The organism is Thermodesulfobacteriota bacterium (assembly GCA_035559815.1).
Taxonomy (GTDB): domain Bacteria; phylum Desulfobacterota_D; class UBA1144; order Nemesobacterales; family CSP1-2; genus DATMAT01.
On record DATMAT010000020.1, the window covers coordinates 13,382 to 28,839 of the forward strand.

Here is a 15,458-nt window from a genome sequence, read left to right on the forward strand (position 1 = left end):
ATTTTTGGGGAAAGTATGCAACATTCCGGAGTGCGGCAGAAGAGTCAACTATATCAAAAAAGGATGATGCCTAAGCTTTGGTCTTACTTCGGTACTAGTACTTTCCTTAGACCTTCTTACTAGCTATTTCAGCATAAGATGCTTCCCGGGTATTCCCGAATTTCTTCCCAAAATACTACCTAAGCCCAATTGTTTTGACCTGCCTAATTTTTTATAAATGTACCCATACCATTTTAAAGGAGGTACGAGACCATGAGGAAAACATGGGTTCTAACTTTATTGTTGTTAATGTGTGTTTTCATGCCGGCGGCTCAAACAAACAGGGTTTGGGCAAACGGGACGGAAACATTAGGGAAGCCAAGTATAACTATTCAGTCCGGCACTGGAATGACCGCTGCCGGTACCGGGTTAATTACTCAGCCCGGAACTATTAACGTCAATGTTCCCGAGGATTCAGTCGTTAAACAAGCGCTCCTTTACTGGGAATGCCGGGGGAACGAAGACAAAAATGTTATTGTTAATGGAAACATTAATGTCGTGGGTCAAAAGATAGGGGGCCCGAACCCCGACAACCAGTTTCCCAGCAGGAGCTTCAGGTCGGATATTACCGGTCTCATTACACCGGGGGCTAACACGCTGACAGTCGAGGGCTTGAATTGTGATGTTACTGCCAACAACGGCGCAGGCGTGTTGGTAATTTTTGACCAGGGGATTGCCACAGAATTCAGCGGCGAAGCGACGGTTTTGGATGCATCTGTTAATCTTACCGTCCTTCAAATCGACACAACCGAGGTTACGGCTGGTCCACTTCCACCGGAAGGCGGCTCCGATTCAGATAGCGTAGCAAACCTGAACGTGGGCAATGGTGCGATTACGTCCGGAACTGCTAGTGCATTGACGATCGGCGCGGGGAGCCAGAGTTTTTCCGAAGCCGAGGTGCAGAACCTGAATCTCAACTTATTAAGTCTCCTTCTAGTGGGAGCCTCAGTTATAAGGGCGGAGGCTGAAGCTATATGTGATCCAGATGGTAATGCTTCTGTGAGCGGCAATTCGGAAATAGCCGACCTAGCTATTAACACTCTTCTAGGCCCTGTAAACATACCGGTAAGCTTTCCACCAAATACGGTATTAGCCGACCTGAATATAGCGGGCTTAGGACAGGTAAAGATTGTTGCCAACGAGCAGACCGGCTCTGCGATGGGAGGCGAAGGAGAAATAACGGTAAATGCACTACACATAACCCTCAGTACAAATATCCCACTTGTTGGTACTGTTACCGTTGCAGATATCGTAATTTCCTCGGCATATGCCGATATAGTATGTGATACTGATGAGTCAGACATCATTATAATACGCGATGGAGATGATTTTGCGCGTGCTGAGAGAGAAACAATCGAACTAAGTACCACGAAAACGCAGGCATTCAAATTTAATGCCACCGATTTTGACCGTATAGCCAAGATGATTTTGTTTGTAGGGGACGCTCAACAGACCCGTCCTGATGTTATCTTAATCAAGACTTTCAACACCAGCGGCAACCTAGTTAAGACTATAAAATTAATTGATAGGCTTGATGCCTCTGACGGCTCGCAATGGGACACCGAAACTATATCTGTCCCGGTTCCGGCTGGAGTATCCAAGGTAACAGTTCAGGTACAATCGAAGAAGGACAGTAAAAGTAACTTAACCGGGCGTGATTCTTTGGTCTGGGTTCTTGCCGCATTTACCCTACCTACGGCGGAAGAGGCCAATACATTTAGTGGTAGAGCAACAGTGGCCAGGGTCTCAATTCTAGATGCACTTAACGTGGTTTTGGGTGATACCGGGCCTCTTCCATCCTCAGGTGGAAAGTTAGAGGAGACTGGTGTTATTCTGGACATACCCGGTGTGTTCAGTTCTGGAACAGGTGCTGCTTCCACCATGGGTGCAGGGAATCAAAGCAGTTCCGAGGCTACGGTGGAAGAGTTAGAGCTTAATCTGTCCTTGGCCGGCCTGATTACATCTGCTACGGTTATAACTGCTGAGACAACTGCTGAATGCGATGTCAACGGAAAAGCGTCAGTGAATGGGGAATCCATCATAACCGACTTGGTAATTAATGGAAACACTATTAACATTACCGGTGCAGCAAATCAGACAATACAAATCGGACCGGCAAAAATCATAATCAATGAGCAGATTCGTACGGTTAACAACGGTGTAGGCGATATCACAGTCAACGCCCTACACATAATTGTGCCAGGAGTAGGCGAACTTCCCGACCCGGTTAACGTGATTATCGCCTCGGCCCACTCCGATATAAGCTGTAACTAATTCTGTTCTTCTGGAGTAATGGACCCGAAAATCAGGACCTACCGGCGGTGGGATGAGTGGATAGCTCACCCGCCGCCGATTTGAATCTTCCCTTCATAAAGGAGGTAAGTACATGTAGTTCTATGCGTCCTAGACCTTCCTTCGCGCCCCCTGGTCTTGCTGGTAAGAGTAAGCCCGTCTATAATTCTTTCGCTCGGTTATGGTATAGGGGATATCTAAGTGGTTTCCCTGCAATACGGACTAGAAGAAAACTGTCGTGCCCAGAAAAATAAAGATAGCCTGGGATATATCCCACCTCGAATTTACAATCGAAGACCACTATTATTTCTCCATTCTGAAATCGGAGATTAAAAGATCGGGGGCAGTTGTTAAGGAGGTCAATTCTCTCAAGGACATAATTAAGTATGACGTGGCGGTCTTGAATTATCCCGAAAAGCCCTTCACCAGAATGGAAGCAAAACTCATAAACCGATACATCGAGGGCGGCAATAAGGTCATTATCGCCGGCTATTATAACAATGAGGATAGAATTGCCGACCGTATCAACACCCTCTCCCGGGACTTTGGACTTTCTTTAAACAAGGACCAGATAAAGGATAAACTGAATAACGAGGACGGCGACCAACTTTTAGTGGTGACCTCCCGGGTGTCATCTTATAACCATTCTGTGAGTAGGGTTTTTTTTCCCTGTGCCGCTTCGGTAAGCATTAAAGGAACCGGAGGAACCCCAATTATTCTAAGAGAAAGATCACGATATTCTAGGAGGGAGACGGTTATCGCTGCTGAAGTAAAGGTAGGGGAGGGTGTGTTTATACTCCTTGGGACCTGTGTGTTCTGGGATAATTTTGCCATTAGAAAATACGATAATCTCCGGTTTTCGCTGAACTTGCTCTTGGGGGTAGGAGGAGAACACAACGATTATCGGCTGGGATTTAACCAGCGGCACTGGGTGTAAGATTCGATTCGAGCTGTTCTTATTAAGCCTTGACCGGAATTTGTTTGAATGTTAGCTTACGAAGCTTTTGATTTAAATTTGAATGATGAAGGTGATAGCATAAGTTAGAAGTAAAACTCTTACCAAAATAGTCGAGGGTATATCTAAGCGGTAAAATAGTATAATTTTTTAAAAGAGGTGGCTATGAAAACTGTCGGAGTGATAGGTGGCAGCGGCCTTTATGAAATGGAGGGGTTGACCGATCTTCGTTCTATTAAGGTGGAGACGCCTTGGGGAAGTCCCTCCGATGATCTAATGGAGGGAAAGCTGGGCGATACCAAAATGGTTTTTCTACCCAGACACGGGCGTGGTCATAAAATAATGCCTTCAGAGGTGAATTACCGGGCGAACATTTATGCCATGAAAAAGCTCGGTGTCAGTTGGATAATTTCAGTCAGTGCGGTGGGCAGTATGAGGGAGGAAATTGCTCCCGGTCATGTGGTCATCCCTTCACAGTTTTTCGACCAAACCAAGGGAAGGATATCCACTTTTTTTGGTGATGGTATCGTAGCTCATGTCTCCATGGCTGACCCGGTTTGTCCCCGTCTTTCCCAGGCTCTCTACACGGCGGCAAGAGACCTAGGGGCAACTGCGCACCGGGGTGGGGTCTACATCTGTATCGAGGGTCCCCAGTTCTCGTCGAGAGCGGAGAGCAACATATACAGGAAGTGGGGAGTTGATGTTATTGGTATGACCAACATGCCTGAAGCAAAGCTTGCACGCGAAGCGGAGATTTGCTATGCTACACTGGCACTCTCCACCGACTACGACTGCTGGCACGAAGCTCATGCAGATGTCACCGTGGAGGATATCATCGAGACGCTCACCAAGAACGTGAAGCTGGCTAGGCGGGTCATAAAAGCGGTCGTTTCGATGATCCCGGGAAGGGAAGACTGTCCCTGTCCTGATGCGCTCAAGAATGCGATTATCACGCCAAAGGAGGCAATAACCGAGGAGGCAAAGAGAAGATTGGACATAATAGTCGAGAGGTATATTAAATGAGCGTTTTGGTAGTAGGGTCAATGGCCTTAGATACCGTGGAGACCCCGTTTGGACGGGTTGAGGACGTACTGGGCGGCTCTGCTTCTTATTTCTCTCTTGCGGCGAGCTTATTCACCGAAGTCAAGGTTGTAGCGGTAGTGGGTGAAGATTTCCCGGATGCGTACATTCGACTTTTCCAATCCAAGGGAATCGAGTTGAGCGGGGTTCAGAAGACCTCCGGAAAAACATTCCGGTGGCACGGACGGTACGGATACGACTTGGGAGACCCGGATACGTTGGGCACGTATCTCAACGTCTTCGAAAATTTCGACCCCAAATTGCCGGAGGACTACCGGGAGGTGGACTATGTCTTCCTGGCAAATATAGACCCTGAGCTCCAACTCAAAGTCCTCAAACAGGTCCAGAAGCCCAAACTGGTTGCCTGTGATACCATGAACTACTGGATAGAAAATAAGCCCGCTGAGTTGAAGGAAGTGCTCAGGCATGTTCACATGCTTATAATAAATGATTCGGAGGTCCGGGCATTGGCCAATGAACCGAAGATAATAAAAGCGGCCAGGGAGGTGCTGGATATGGGGCCCGCGGTTCTCATCGTGAAAAGAGGGGAATATGGAGCGTTAATGTTCTCCAAAGACGGGATATTCTGGGCTCCCAGTTATCCTCTGGAAGAGGTCGTTGACCCAACCGGGGCTGGTGATACCTTCGCCGGCGGGTTTTTGGGATATGTTTCCAGCCAGGATACCTCTGATTTAACCGAGTTTAAGAAGGCGGTTGTTTACGGGAGTGTTATTGCTTCATACACGGTAGAGGATTATAGTGTAAGCAGATTGACCTTTTTGGAAAAAGACGATGTAAGCACAAGGTTTAGGGCCTTCATGAAGCTTTCTAATCTTGACTGATATGAGAATATTGATTTTTTTACTGGGAATCTCGTTTTTGATTTCTTCCTGTGGTGGCAGGAGGGTTGAAGAAAGACGGGAGGAGACATTGTTGAGCGACCAAAAGGCCTTGGCGGTGGCCTCTCTTCGTCGAGGAAACTTACAACAGGCTGTTACGGATATAAATAAAGCGGAGGAGATGAATAAGAACGACCCCGATGTTCATCTAATAAAAGGACTAATCTATTTTGCCCTGAAGGATTATGCCCAGGCGGAAGCTTCTTATAAGGAGGCCATAGAACTTAAGCCCTCTTATTCCGAGGCTAGGTTAAATCTATGCAATTTGTATTTTACCCTCAGCAACCTGGATGGGGCAATCGAGCAATGCTCTAAAGCGGCGTCTGACCCGGTTTATAAATCGAGGGTCAATGCTCTCACCCTTTTGGGAACGGTATATTTCAGAAAAGGGGATGTTGATAAAGCTAAGAATTACTATGACCAGGCGCTTCAGATTAATCCGGCATTCGTTTATACTCATAACGAGCTGGGAAAGCTGTATATGGCCACCGGAAAAGAAGAAGAAGCAATAAAGGAATTCAAAATAGCCGTTGACGGCTTTAACCTATACGATGAAGCTTATTACAACTTGGGTCTGGCCTATCTAAAGGTGGGGAAAACGGCGGATGCTTGTCTATCCTTCAGCCGCGTCGTGGAGATTTCCCCTAACAGCGTCCTAGGATTAAATTCTAAAAGTTATTTATCTACTGTATGTAATAAACAAAGTTAAATCCAATAGGAGGTGAACATATGGCTCAGAATACTCAGCGGGAAAAGAAAAAGGGTTTTATGGATTTCCTTGGCAGCCAGAAGTGGATCACAGATCTAGAGAAGAGATTCGAGAAGCAGCTCAAAGTGGCCCGGGATTCTTTCGATAAAAATTTGGAGAAGGCCAGAAAGGGGCTCAATATCACCACCAAAAAGGACCTGAGCGCAATTAATGCGAAGATTAAGGCCTTAGAAAAGAGGATTGAGAAACTAGAAGGAGTAAAGAAGACCAGGCCTTCAAGGTCTAAAGCTTCCGGATATAAACAGCCGTCTTAATTTCGTTTTCGTATTCTATCTACTAATAGTGAGGTGGAAACTCCTTCTACCAGGGGTACGATGGATACCCGGCCGCCATAGCCTTCTACCACATCTCTTCCTACAACCTCCTCCGGGGAATAATCTCCTCCCTTCACCAGCACATCGGGTTTTATTAACCTAATCAGTTCAAGCGGGGTATCCTCCGAGAATACGACCACATAATCTACACAATCTATAGCCGCCACGATGTTCGCTCTTTCGCTTTCCGGGATATAGGGTCTCCCATCTCCCTTTATTCTCCTCACCGAATCCTGGCTATTGATCCCGACGATAAGCACATCGCCTAGTTCTTTAGCTTGTCTCAGGAGTGCTAAATGCCCGGCGTGAAAAAGGTCAAAGCAACCGTTCGTAAAGACGATCTTCTTCCCCTCTGCTTTATGCTTGGAAATAGCGTTCAAAAGCAGGCCTATCTTGAGCAGCTTTCCTTTGGTTCTCTGATTATTTTCTTTATAACTGTTTATTAACTCCTCCCTGGTGACGGTGGCGGCTCCGATACGGCCGACCACTATTCCCGCCGCCCTATTAGCTATCTTGACCGAGTCTTCCCAGGATTTGGATTTAATGAAGGCGAGTGTAAATGTGCTCACAACCGTGTCGCCCGCACCAGTGACATCATATATTTCCCGGGCGTCAGAAGAAATCGTTTTTAACTCTTTGTCTTCCCTGACGTAGTAGCTTATTCCGTTCTTTCCCCTGGTGATTAAAACGCCCTGGGCTTCGGTTTGCTGAATCAGAATCTGGGCCGCTCTTTGAAGGCTTTCTTCATCTTCGATTTGGAACCCGCATACCTCTTCTGCTTCCCTCTGGTTGGGGGTAATGGCATCGGCTCCCCGATATCTGGTGAAGTCCTTTCCCTTTGGGTCGATACAAATGAAGATGCCCTTCTCCTTTGCCATTTGGATTATACTGGTTGATAAGTCTCTACTGACTAGCCCTTTTGCGTAGTCGGAGATTATTATTCCGTCTGGCGGATTTTCCCCAAGCGATTGAATGATAGCTTCTAAAATCCGGTCTTCAACCTGACCGGAGATATAGCAAGTCACCTCTCTGTCCATTCTAATGACCTGTTGATTTCCGGCAATGAGCCTCGTTTTAGTGGTTGTCGGCCTCTTCGGGTCCAGGATAAGCCCCTTCGACCCTATTTCGAGACGCTGCAGAAGCTCCAGTAATTTTTCTCCTTCGGGGTCATCTCCTATCACTCCATAGATTTCCACCGAAGCGCCCAGGCTTTTTAAATTGTTTGCCACATTCGCTGCCCCTCCCGGAGAAGATTCTTCCCGGTAGATTGTTAGTACCTGCACGGGTGCCTCTGGTGATATCCTCTTCACTTCTCCAAAGACGTAACGGTCGAGCATAACATCGCCTACGACCATTATCTTGAGCGCCGAAAAATCTTTAATTATTGATGCCATGTATCTTGATGTCCTTAACGGTCTCGGTCAGTTCAATCGGTACTTATTATAATAAAGTTGTTCGAGGGTGTAAATCACAGTAGACTTAAGACTCATGGAAAGGGATACTTACCAGGAAATAGTGGATATTCACTGCCACTTCCTTCCTAATGTAGACGACGGCCCTAACACCTGGGAGGAAAGTCTGGAGATGGCCAGAATAGCTTATCAGGACGGTATCAGGGTTGCGGTGACAACACCACACTTTATCCAAGGAACAAGATGGGAGCCCGATTCGGCGGTAATAAGAGATAAAGTTGAAGAATTAAATCGAAAACTCAGGGCAAATGAAATACCCCTTACCGTTTTGCCGGGGATGGAAATCGGGATTTCGGAAAATTTGCCCGAACTTCTCTCTGCGGGCCGGATTCTGCCCCTGGGGGAGAGTAATTTTATCCTGCTGGAAATACCGTTTATCTCTTTACCCTACGGAATCGAGGAGATAATATTCAACCTTAAGACCGTGGGGGTTTCGCCAATCCTAGCCCATCCGGAAAGGAATAAGGAGATTCAAAAGAGTCCAAGCCGGGTGAAGGAGCTAGTCAGTGCCGGGGCTTTTGTCCAGGTTACAGCGGGGAGCGCCTGTGGATATTTCGGGGACAGCGCCAGACGTTGTCTATTCGACCTGGCCAAACAAGGAGTGATACACGCCGTAGCCTCCGATGCCCATAACTCCCATAATAGGCCTCCACTGGTAACGGAGGGTTTACAGGTTTTAGAAGACATTATCGGTATAGATGAGGTTAAGGTACTAATCAGTAATGCCAAAAGGTTTATAAGAAATGGGTCGTAATCTTATAAATTGTGGCTGCGGGCGGGTGGAATGAAAGTTACTTTTTCTCGGATTGGACATCTTTAACGTACTTCATCCTCAGGTTGAACAGTACATCGTCGAGTAGTTTCTCTTCCTCACGGTCCAGGTTCCCTTTGGTTTTGCTCTTGATTATCTCTAGAATCTCGATGGTGTGTTTTGCCGCCGGCAGGTTCACGGTTCTCTCCTTGGATTGAGGGTCGGGAATGTCGCCTAAATGGATCAGGGCAGAGGCATTCAGGGAAAGGACAAAGGTGGAAAAATCCATCTTAAAAAGGCCGGCTTGCTCGGTGTCTTTCTTTATTTCTTCGCTCATGGGGTTTCACCTCTTCTCTATTATGTTTTGGTCGACGTACTGTAGAAGTTTGTATAGAATCTCATCATTTTCTTTTTTCATAGCTAACATACGGTCGCTTATTTCCAGTATGACTTCGATCCCGGCGAAATTTATTCCCATTTCTCTCAAGTCTTTGGCCAGAAAGAGCTTCCTCAAGTCCCGGTCAGTGTAAAAGGTACTGTCCTCTACCACGATAGGAGATATGAGCTCCGTCTCCTCAAGCCTTTTTATGAAGCCGGGGCTTACGCCGACAATCTCTACCATTGACCTTAAAGAATAAAGTTTCATTTCGTATATTTTTCCAGATGCGTTCTTGGATTATATGGAGCCGTCCTGGCCAGCTCTTCAAAAGACCTTTTCGCGTTTTCACTGACATGCTCAGGCATTACGATTTTGACTACCACGTATTCGTCTCCTCTTTCCCTGCTCTTTATGTTTGGAACCCCCTTACCTTTAAGCCTAAGTTTGGTACCATTTTGCACGCCCGGTGGTATTGTTACGGTGGCGCTTCCATCTATGGTCGGAACGTTGATTTGTGCGCCGAGAACGGCTTCATAAAATGTAATAGGGACCTCTACATATATGTCGTCTTGCCTACGTATAAATATAGGGTGCGGTCTTACTTTCACCCGGAGGTATAGGTCTCCGCTGTTTCCCCTACCGCCGATCTCTCCTTTTCCGGCCACCCTAATCCTAGAGCCGTCGTCAACCCCCGGTGGAATTTTTACGGAAATAGTCTCGGTGACCATCTTCCTGTCGGCGGTTTCTCTGCTGAGCTTGATGTCCCGGACCCCGCCCTTGATAGCCGTCTCGAAGTCTATTTCAATCTCGTATTCGATATCACGGCTTCTTCTGGGCCTGCCGGTTGGTTCTCTGGCCCCGAATATCTCGCTGAAAATATCGTCTAGTCCGGAAAATCCTCCCATATCTCCAAAGCTGAATCTAAACCCGCCTTCCGGCGATCCTTCAGGCCAGGTCCAGGTTCTTTGATTTGCCCATCCTGGCTGAAACCCGGCTGAGCCGTACGTATCATACATCCTTCTCTTGTCCTCTTTGGACAGGACATCGTATGCTTCCTGGATCTCCTTGAATTTCTCCTCAGCTTCTTTGTTGCCAGGGTTTAAATCGGGGTGGTATCGTCTAGCCAGCTTGCGATAAGCCTTCTTTATATCCTCAGTCGTAGCATTTCTGGATACACCCAGTGTTTTGTAGTAATCCTTGTTTGTGGCCATATTTTATTAAAAGCTACCCTGCCTGCCGGGGCAGGGTAGCCTCAGTCATTAGCTAACATCGACCTTAATTTGTTTCGGTTTAGCCTCTTCCTTCTTGGGAAGAGTGAGCTCCAGGACACCGTCTTTATACTTGGCCTTAATCTTATCCGGGTCTACATTCTGGGGAAGGGTGAAACTGCGAATGAATGTCCCATACGTACGCTCGACCCTTATGTAGTTATCTTTAGAGACCTGCTGCTCAAACTTCTTTTCTCCCTTGAGGGTCAGAGTGCTGTCCTTTACGTCTATTTGAATATCCTCTTTATTCATGCCGGGGAGGTCGGCTTTCACCACGAAGCTCTCGTCGGTCTCGTGTATATCAACTGCTGGTACCCATGTTCCCCTCTCTAATTCCTCCTCCCCTTCTGGATGAAATGTCCTAAGCGTCTGGTCAAAAAGCCGGTTTATTCTGTCCTGAAGTGTACCAAAATCTTTCCACGGGTCTCTTACCATTAACCTTACCATTTTAACCTACCTCCTTTTTATATTTTTCATTCTAAAAATAGTCATCATATAGAATGAGTCAAGGCAGGTTTATCTAAAATTAGAAGTATTTAAACTCAATGTCCAACAGATTCTTCTATGTTTTTTAGTATCTCCTCGGCTATTATCATGAATGCTTTGGCGGTGGGGCTGTCCGGGTTGGATATCACTATCGGGTTTCCTTCGTCTCCGCCCTTTCTAAGCTCCGGGTCGATAGGCACTTCTCCCAAAAAAGGCACGTTGAACTTCTCGGCCATTCTTCTCCCGCCGCCCCTGCTGAATATGTCGATTTCTTCTCCGCAGTGCGGACAGTTGAGGTAGCTCATATTCTCTATAATTCCTAAAACCGGTACGTTAAGTTTCCTGAACATCTGCACTCCCCGCCTGACGTCGATCAGGGCTACATCCTGGGGTGTGGTGACGATTACCCCTCCGCTAAGCGGCGCTGTTTGAATGAGAGAGAGTTGGGCATCTCCGGTACCCGGTGGAAGGTCGACTATAAGGTAATCCGTCCCTGCCCATTCTACATCCTCTATGAATTGTTTTACCGCACCGTGCACCATGGGTCCTCTCCAGATCACCGTATCATCCTCATTTATCAGAAACCCTATGGACATCAGCTTCAGCCCATGCTTTTTGAGGGGAATAATCTTCTGGTCGGGGGTGGACAAGGGCCTTTCATTTATCCCCATCATTATTGGGGTGCTCGGCCCCCAGATGTCAGCGTCCAGGAGACCGACGTTATTTCGCATCTTAGAGATGGCTAGGGCAAGATTAACCGCTACCGTGGATTTCCCCACGCCGCCTTTCCCGCTAGCCACCGCTATGAAGTATTTTATATCTGGCAGCTTTGCCTTCTCTGCTGTTTTTGGCTGGCCGGGGGCGGCTTTAGGTTCTCTGGCCCCCACCCTTATATCCACCTCCGAAACCCCGGGGGATTCTAAAAGGGTTTTGCTGACCGAGTTTCTTATTTCCGATTCCACTTTCTCATCCGGCTTGGGAAGAAGGAGATGAACTCTAACCCTGGAACCCTCAATCTCTATATCCTTCACCACCCCGAATGAGACTATGTCCCTGGTAAAACCGGGATACTTCACTTTTCTCAGGATGTTCCGTATCCCCTCTGGGTTTAATTCCATTCATGCCTCCCGGTTGATAACTAGATTAAGCCTAGTTTCTGCTTTGCTTCATCACTCATCATGTCCGGATTCCATGGCGGGTCCCATATGATTTGAACCATTACATTTTTAGCTCCGAGTGTTTTTATGGCGTCTTCCGCCTGTTTGGCAATCACCGCTCCCATGCCGCATCCAGGCGTAGTCAGGCTCATTTTAACCTGGACATTTCTGCCAGAGATTTGCACGTCATAAATAAGCCCGAGGTCGACGATATTTACCGGGAGTTCCGGGTCATAGACCGATTTCAGTGTCTCAAACACCCTTTCTTCCGTAATCTCTATTTGCTCATCGGAACCTTTAGATTTTTGAAACCCGGTAAGTGTGACCTTGCTCTCCCCTATTCCCTTGGAATCTTCCTTAGTTATGCTGATAATTTTTTTCATTCCCATCTGGTACCTCCTATTATTAATAATACCTAGTATATCGATAGCCTTAAAATACTCATTCGGGTTGAGCTGGTGGAGAATCAGGACCGAAGATCAACCCTTGCCGAGTTTTGGGTGTGTTGAACGAATAGGGTATTTCCCATTTAACCAGTAAAAGGATGGTGTGTCAAATAAACTAGTGACATTATCACTTTGCAAAAACAATAAAGGTCTGTGATTGACAAGGAGACAATTTAGTGCCAAAGTATTCATCCGGGCAAAGTAGTTTAATGTTGAAGGAGGAAATAAGATGACTATAAGAAGGATTTGCTGGGATTGTCCGGATGCACCGGTTCGCGAATGGAGGGTTATATCCGAGTCCAGTACCGGTGAGGGTCACTTGATTAGAATAAACTGCCCGGAATGCAAGAAGGAATCTCGGGTATATGGTTGGATGGTTGGCTGCCAGTGTAATACGTGTAAAAATCAAGCCATAGGTGCGGCTAAGTAAAGTCTAGTCCTTATAAAAAATGGCTAAAATTATGGAGAAAGGCTTTTAACTCCTCCATAAAACCCAATCCCATAAATTAAGCGGACAGTCTGAGATAAAAACTCTTGCTATCGGGATGTGTTTTATTCTATTCGGGAAACGGATTATATTTCGTGAGACCATAACTTCTTGCCGATTTGTAAAAGAAAGCGGGTTTCATAAACTTAAACCGGAGGGATTTCTTTAAATGAAGATTTTGGTCACAGGCGGTGCCGGGTTTATCGGGTCTTGGGTAGCCGATATCCTTATCGGAGAGGGACACCAGGTTCTGATATTAGATAACCTGTCTACCGGGTTCGGGCACAATGTTCCGAGAAAGGCTGATTTTATCGAGGGTGATATTAGAGACCGCAAGCTACTAGAGAAGGTTTTTGCTGATTTTAAACCCGAGGTGATAAATCACCACGCCGCACAGATGGACGTCAGGGTATCTGTCGACGACCCGGTCTATGATGCTGAGGTAAACATAATAGGGACCATAAACCTACTTGAACTCTCTGTTAAAAGCGGAGTTAAGAAATTTATATTTGCATCCACTGGCGGTGCAATCTACGGGGAGCCGGAGAAGCTGCCTGCGGACGAGAATACTTCCCCTATGCCCATATCTCCTTACGGAACTTCAAAGTATGCAGTGGAGAAATATCTCGGCTGCTACAAGGCCGTTTACGGGCTCGAATATGTAGCGCTCAGATATGCTAACGTGTATGGACCTCGACAAAACCCGCACGGGGAAGCCGGCGTTCTAGCAATTTTTTGCAACAAGATAATATCCGGAAAACCATGTCAAGTATACGGAGACGGTAATCAAACCCGGGATTATGTTTTCGTTGGTGATGTGGCCAGGGCTAACATCTTCGCCCTTAATGCCCCGGTAGGCAGTTATAACATTGGCACTGAAAAAGAGACATCGGTAAACGACCTGGTTGAAGCCCTAAAAAAGGCTACCGGAAGGAAATTTCGGGTGGAGTATGCGCCGGCGAGGCTTGGAGAGGTGCAGAGGATTTCTCTGGACATAGGCATGAGTAGGCAGGTGCTGGGATGGTCTCCAAGCGTAGACCTCGAAGATGGAATAGCTCAAACCTGGAAGTGGTTTGTGGAAAGGAGTTGAGAGTTAAAAATAGTATTCCTTAAATCTTTTAACTCTTCACTCTAAACTTTACTGATAATGGACTTTTCTGAGATCAATCGAATAAGCAGTGGATTTACGCAGTCGAGAATCCTCCAGGTTGCTGTCAAGCTGGGCGTATTTGACTCGGTAAAGAGCGGGGGAAGCACTTCCGGGGAAATCGCCATGGCCCTAGGTGCCAATCATAGAGCGGTAGAGATTTTTCTTAACGCGCTTGTGGCAATGAGGTTACTGTCGAAAGAAGAGGGCAGATTCCACAATACGGAGGCTTCTCTGACCTACCTGGTAAGAAGCTCTCCCAAGTATTACGGCAGTATGATCCTGTTCGAAGAAGGGCTCTGGAATTTATGGGAAAGGCTGGAGGACTCGGTTATCACCGGCAATCCGGCAAAGAATCCGGATATGTTCCAGACAAAACAGGACGAGACGGAAAAATTCATAGCGGCGATGCACTCGCTGGTGACGGCCAGGGGGGATGCGGAAGTCCTAGGTGATATATTGGATTTGAAATGGGCAGAGAAATTGATAGACATAGGCTCCGGCCCGGGAACCTATCCCATTCAATTTTTAAAAAAATATCCACATCTTGAGGTCACCGTATTTGACCTTCCAGGTACACTCGGGGTAACAAAGAGATTCCTGGAGAAAGAAGGGATGGCCGGGAAAATAAAGATGGTGGAGGGGGATTACAACAGAGATGAGCTTCCCGCCGGTTTTGATGTGGCGTTTCTTTCCAATATAATCCACAGCGAAAACGAGGATACGAATAAAGAGCTAATGAAAAAGGTTTTTGATGCACTAAACCGGGGAGGAGAGATCATAATTAAAGACCACATCCTCGACGATTCTCTCACCCATCCCCCGGTCGGGGCTATATTCTCCGTTCAAATGCTATTAGCCACCCGGGGGCGAGATTATTCCTTCACTGAAGTCAAGCTCTGGCTCGAGGAGGCGGGGTTTAATAAGATAGTATGTATCGGCCTCCCGACTCCTCTTACCTCTTCTCTGGTTACCGGTTGGAAATAGGCGATGGGTGCTCAGACATAAGATTGCCAATCCAGATTTAGCAGGTATCCTAAAATTTTTTGGAGGGTAAATGATGAAAGATAGAAACGAGCTTGTCTATGATGTGAGGGTGGCCGATAGATACATACGTGAAGGGGTAATAACCAAGGATGACTACGAACAGTATATTAAAAAGCTACCCGATGTTTCGGATAAGGGATGCCCTTTGCTGGTCGATGAGGAAGCAAAAGAAGGGCACACCGCTAAAACACCGGAAGAAGATGTTGGAGAAGAAGTATGAAGTGGGAGTATAGGGTAGTTTCTATAGATGAGCTCTTTCCGGAGCACGTTGACCATGATATTGCTGTATCTAAGCTGGCGGCCACAACCAGAAGGTCAAAATTAGGGAGAGGCTTCGAAGAGAACCTGAACAAACTGGGGGCGGATGGTTGGGAGCTCGTGGCGATATTGGGGGAATTTGGGGTGTTCAAGAGGTCGCAGGTTTAACCTGCCCGAGCGTCACGCTATAAACTCAAAGCCAAGAAGCGCTG

General features: G+C 46.8%; 19 protein-coding genes. 12 read left to right on the plus strand and 7 right to left on the minus strand.

Annotated features, from left to right (window positions below):
• Positions 1-252 precede the first annotated feature (252 nt).
• From VNN20_04670 to VNN20_04695, 6 genes are all read left to right on the plus strand, one after another.
• Positions 253-2,313, plus strand: coding sequence for a choice-of-anchor P family protein (locus VNN20_04670; GenBank protein ID HWP91471.1), 2,061 nt, complete (start codon positions 253-255; stop codon positions 2,311-2,313).
• A gap of 256 nt (positions 2,314-2,569) precedes the next feature.
• Positions 2,570-3,268 carry a hypothetical protein gene (locus VNN20_04675; protein HWP91472.1) on the plus strand — a complete coding sequence of 233 codons (699 nt, stop codon included), beginning with the start codon at positions 2,570-2,572 and terminating at the stop codon, positions 3,266-3,268.
• A 183-nt stretch (positions 3,269-3,451) separates the two neighbouring features.
• Complete coding sequence (mtnP, locus tag VNN20_04680; GenBank protein ID HWP91473.1) at positions 3,452-4,309, plus strand: S-methyl-5'-thioadenosine phosphorylase; 858 nt, start codon at positions 3,452-3,454, stop codon at positions 4,307-4,309.
• Positions 4,306-5,208 (plus strand): PfkB family carbohydrate kinase, encoded by a 903-nt coding sequence (locus VNN20_04685; protein HWP91474.1) that lies wholly within the window; start codon positions 4,306-4,308, stop codon positions 5,206-5,208. Before mtnP ends, VNN20_04685 begins: the two co-directional genes overlap by 4 nt.
• A gap of 91 nt (positions 5,209-5,299) precedes the next feature.
• Positions 5,300-5,974, plus strand: coding sequence for a tetratricopeptide repeat protein (locus VNN20_04690; protein ID HWP91475.1), 675 nt, complete (start codon positions 5,300-5,302; stop codon positions 5,972-5,974).
• 20 nt (positions 5,975-5,994) lie between these two features.
• Entirely contained in the window at positions 5,995-6,288 is a 294-nt protein-coding gene (locus VNN20_04695) for a hypothetical protein (GenBank protein ID HWP91476.1), read from the plus strand.
• Here VNN20_04695 and rfaE1 read toward each other — a convergent pair.
• Positions 6,285-7,742 carry a D-glycero-beta-D-manno-heptose-7-phosphate kinase gene (gene rfaE1, locus VNN20_04700; GenBank protein HWP91477.1) on the minus strand — a complete coding sequence of 486 codons (1,458 nt, stop codon included), beginning with the start codon at positions 7,740-7,742 and terminating at the stop codon, positions 6,285-6,287. The genes VNN20_04695 and rfaE1 overlap by 4 nt on opposite strands.
• A 94-nt stretch (positions 7,743-7,836) precedes the next feature.
• Here rfaE1 and VNN20_04705 point away from each other — a divergent pair, with 94 nt between their 5' ends.
• Positions 7,837-8,574 (plus strand): CpsB/CapC family capsule biosynthesis tyrosine phosphatase, encoded by a 738-nt coding sequence (locus VNN20_04705; GenBank protein ID HWP91478.1) that lies wholly within the window; start codon positions 7,837-7,839, stop codon positions 8,572-8,574.
• Between the two features lie 37 nt (positions 8,575-8,611).
• On the opposite strand, the gene VNN20_04710 is transcribed toward VNN20_04705, so the two are convergent.
• The 6 genes from VNN20_04710 to VNN20_04735 form a co-directional block, all read right to left on the minus strand.
• The gene (locus VNN20_04710; GenBank protein HWP91479.1) at positions 8,612-8,908 is read right to left on the minus strand and encodes a DUF1844 domain-containing protein; all 297 of its coding nucleotides are present in this window, start codon (positions 8,906-8,908) and stop codon (positions 8,612-8,614) included.
• Positions 8,909-8,914: 6 nt separating this feature from the next.
• Positions 8,915-9,217, minus strand: coding sequence for a chaperone modulator CbpM (locus VNN20_04715; protein HWP91480.1), 303 nt, complete (start codon positions 9,215-9,217; stop codon positions 8,915-8,917).
• On the minus strand, positions 9,214-10,161 hold the full coding sequence (locus VNN20_04720) for a DnaJ C-terminal domain-containing protein (protein HWP91481.1): 948 nt from the start codon (positions 10,159-10,161) through the stop codon (positions 9,214-9,216). The genes VNN20_04715 and VNN20_04720 overlap by 4 nt, the downstream gene beginning before the upstream one ends.
• A gap of 48 nt (positions 10,162-10,209) precedes the next feature.
• Positions 10,210-10,665, minus strand: coding sequence for an Hsp20/alpha crystallin family protein (locus VNN20_04725; protein HWP91482.1), 456 nt, complete (start codon positions 10,663-10,665; stop codon positions 10,210-10,212).
• 95 nt (positions 10,666-10,760) lie between these two features.
• Positions 10,761-11,822 carry an Mrp/NBP35 family ATP-binding protein gene (locus tag VNN20_04730; GenBank protein ID HWP91483.1) on the minus strand — a complete coding sequence of 354 codons (1,062 nt, stop codon included), beginning with the start codon at positions 11,820-11,822 and terminating at the stop codon, positions 10,761-10,763.
• 20 nt (positions 11,823-11,842) lie between these two features.
• On the minus strand, positions 11,843-12,250 hold the full coding sequence (locus tag VNN20_04735; GenBank protein HWP91484.1) for an iron-sulfur cluster assembly protein: 408 nt from the start codon (positions 12,248-12,250) through the stop codon (positions 11,843-11,845).
• A gap of 286 nt (positions 12,251-12,536) precedes the next feature.
• Between VNN20_04735 and VNN20_04740 the strand changes: the two genes are divergently transcribed.
• The 5 genes from VNN20_04740 to VNN20_04760 all read left to right on the plus strand — a co-directional run bounded on the left by VNN20_04740 (position 12,537) and on the right by VNN20_04760 (position 15,414).
• Complete coding sequence (locus VNN20_04740) at positions 12,537-12,737, plus strand: hypothetical protein (protein HWP91485.1); 201 nt, start codon at positions 12,537-12,539, stop codon at positions 12,735-12,737.
• 226 nt (positions 12,738-12,963) lie between these two features.
• Entirely contained in the window at positions 12,964-13,884 is a 921-nt protein-coding gene (locus tag VNN20_04745) for an NAD-dependent epimerase/dehydratase family protein (protein ID HWP91486.1), read from the plus strand.
• A gap of 57 nt (positions 13,885-13,941) precedes the next feature.
• Positions 13,942-14,928, plus strand: a complete 987-nt coding sequence (locus tag VNN20_04750; protein ID HWP91487.1) for a methyltransferase — start codon at positions 13,942-13,944, stop codon at positions 14,926-14,928.
• Positions 14,929-14,998: 70 nt separating this feature from the next.
• The gene (locus tag VNN20_04755) at positions 14,999-15,208 is read left to right on the plus strand and encodes a hypothetical protein (protein HWP91488.1); all 210 of its coding nucleotides are present in this window, start codon (positions 14,999-15,001) and stop codon (positions 15,206-15,208) included.
• On the plus strand, positions 15,205-15,414 hold the full coding sequence (locus tag VNN20_04760; protein ID HWP91489.1) for a DUF4177 domain-containing protein: 210 nt from the start codon (positions 15,205-15,207) through the stop codon (positions 15,412-15,414). Before VNN20_04755 ends, VNN20_04760 begins: the two co-directional genes overlap by 4 nt.
• Positions 15,415-15,458 lie beyond the last annotated feature (44 nt).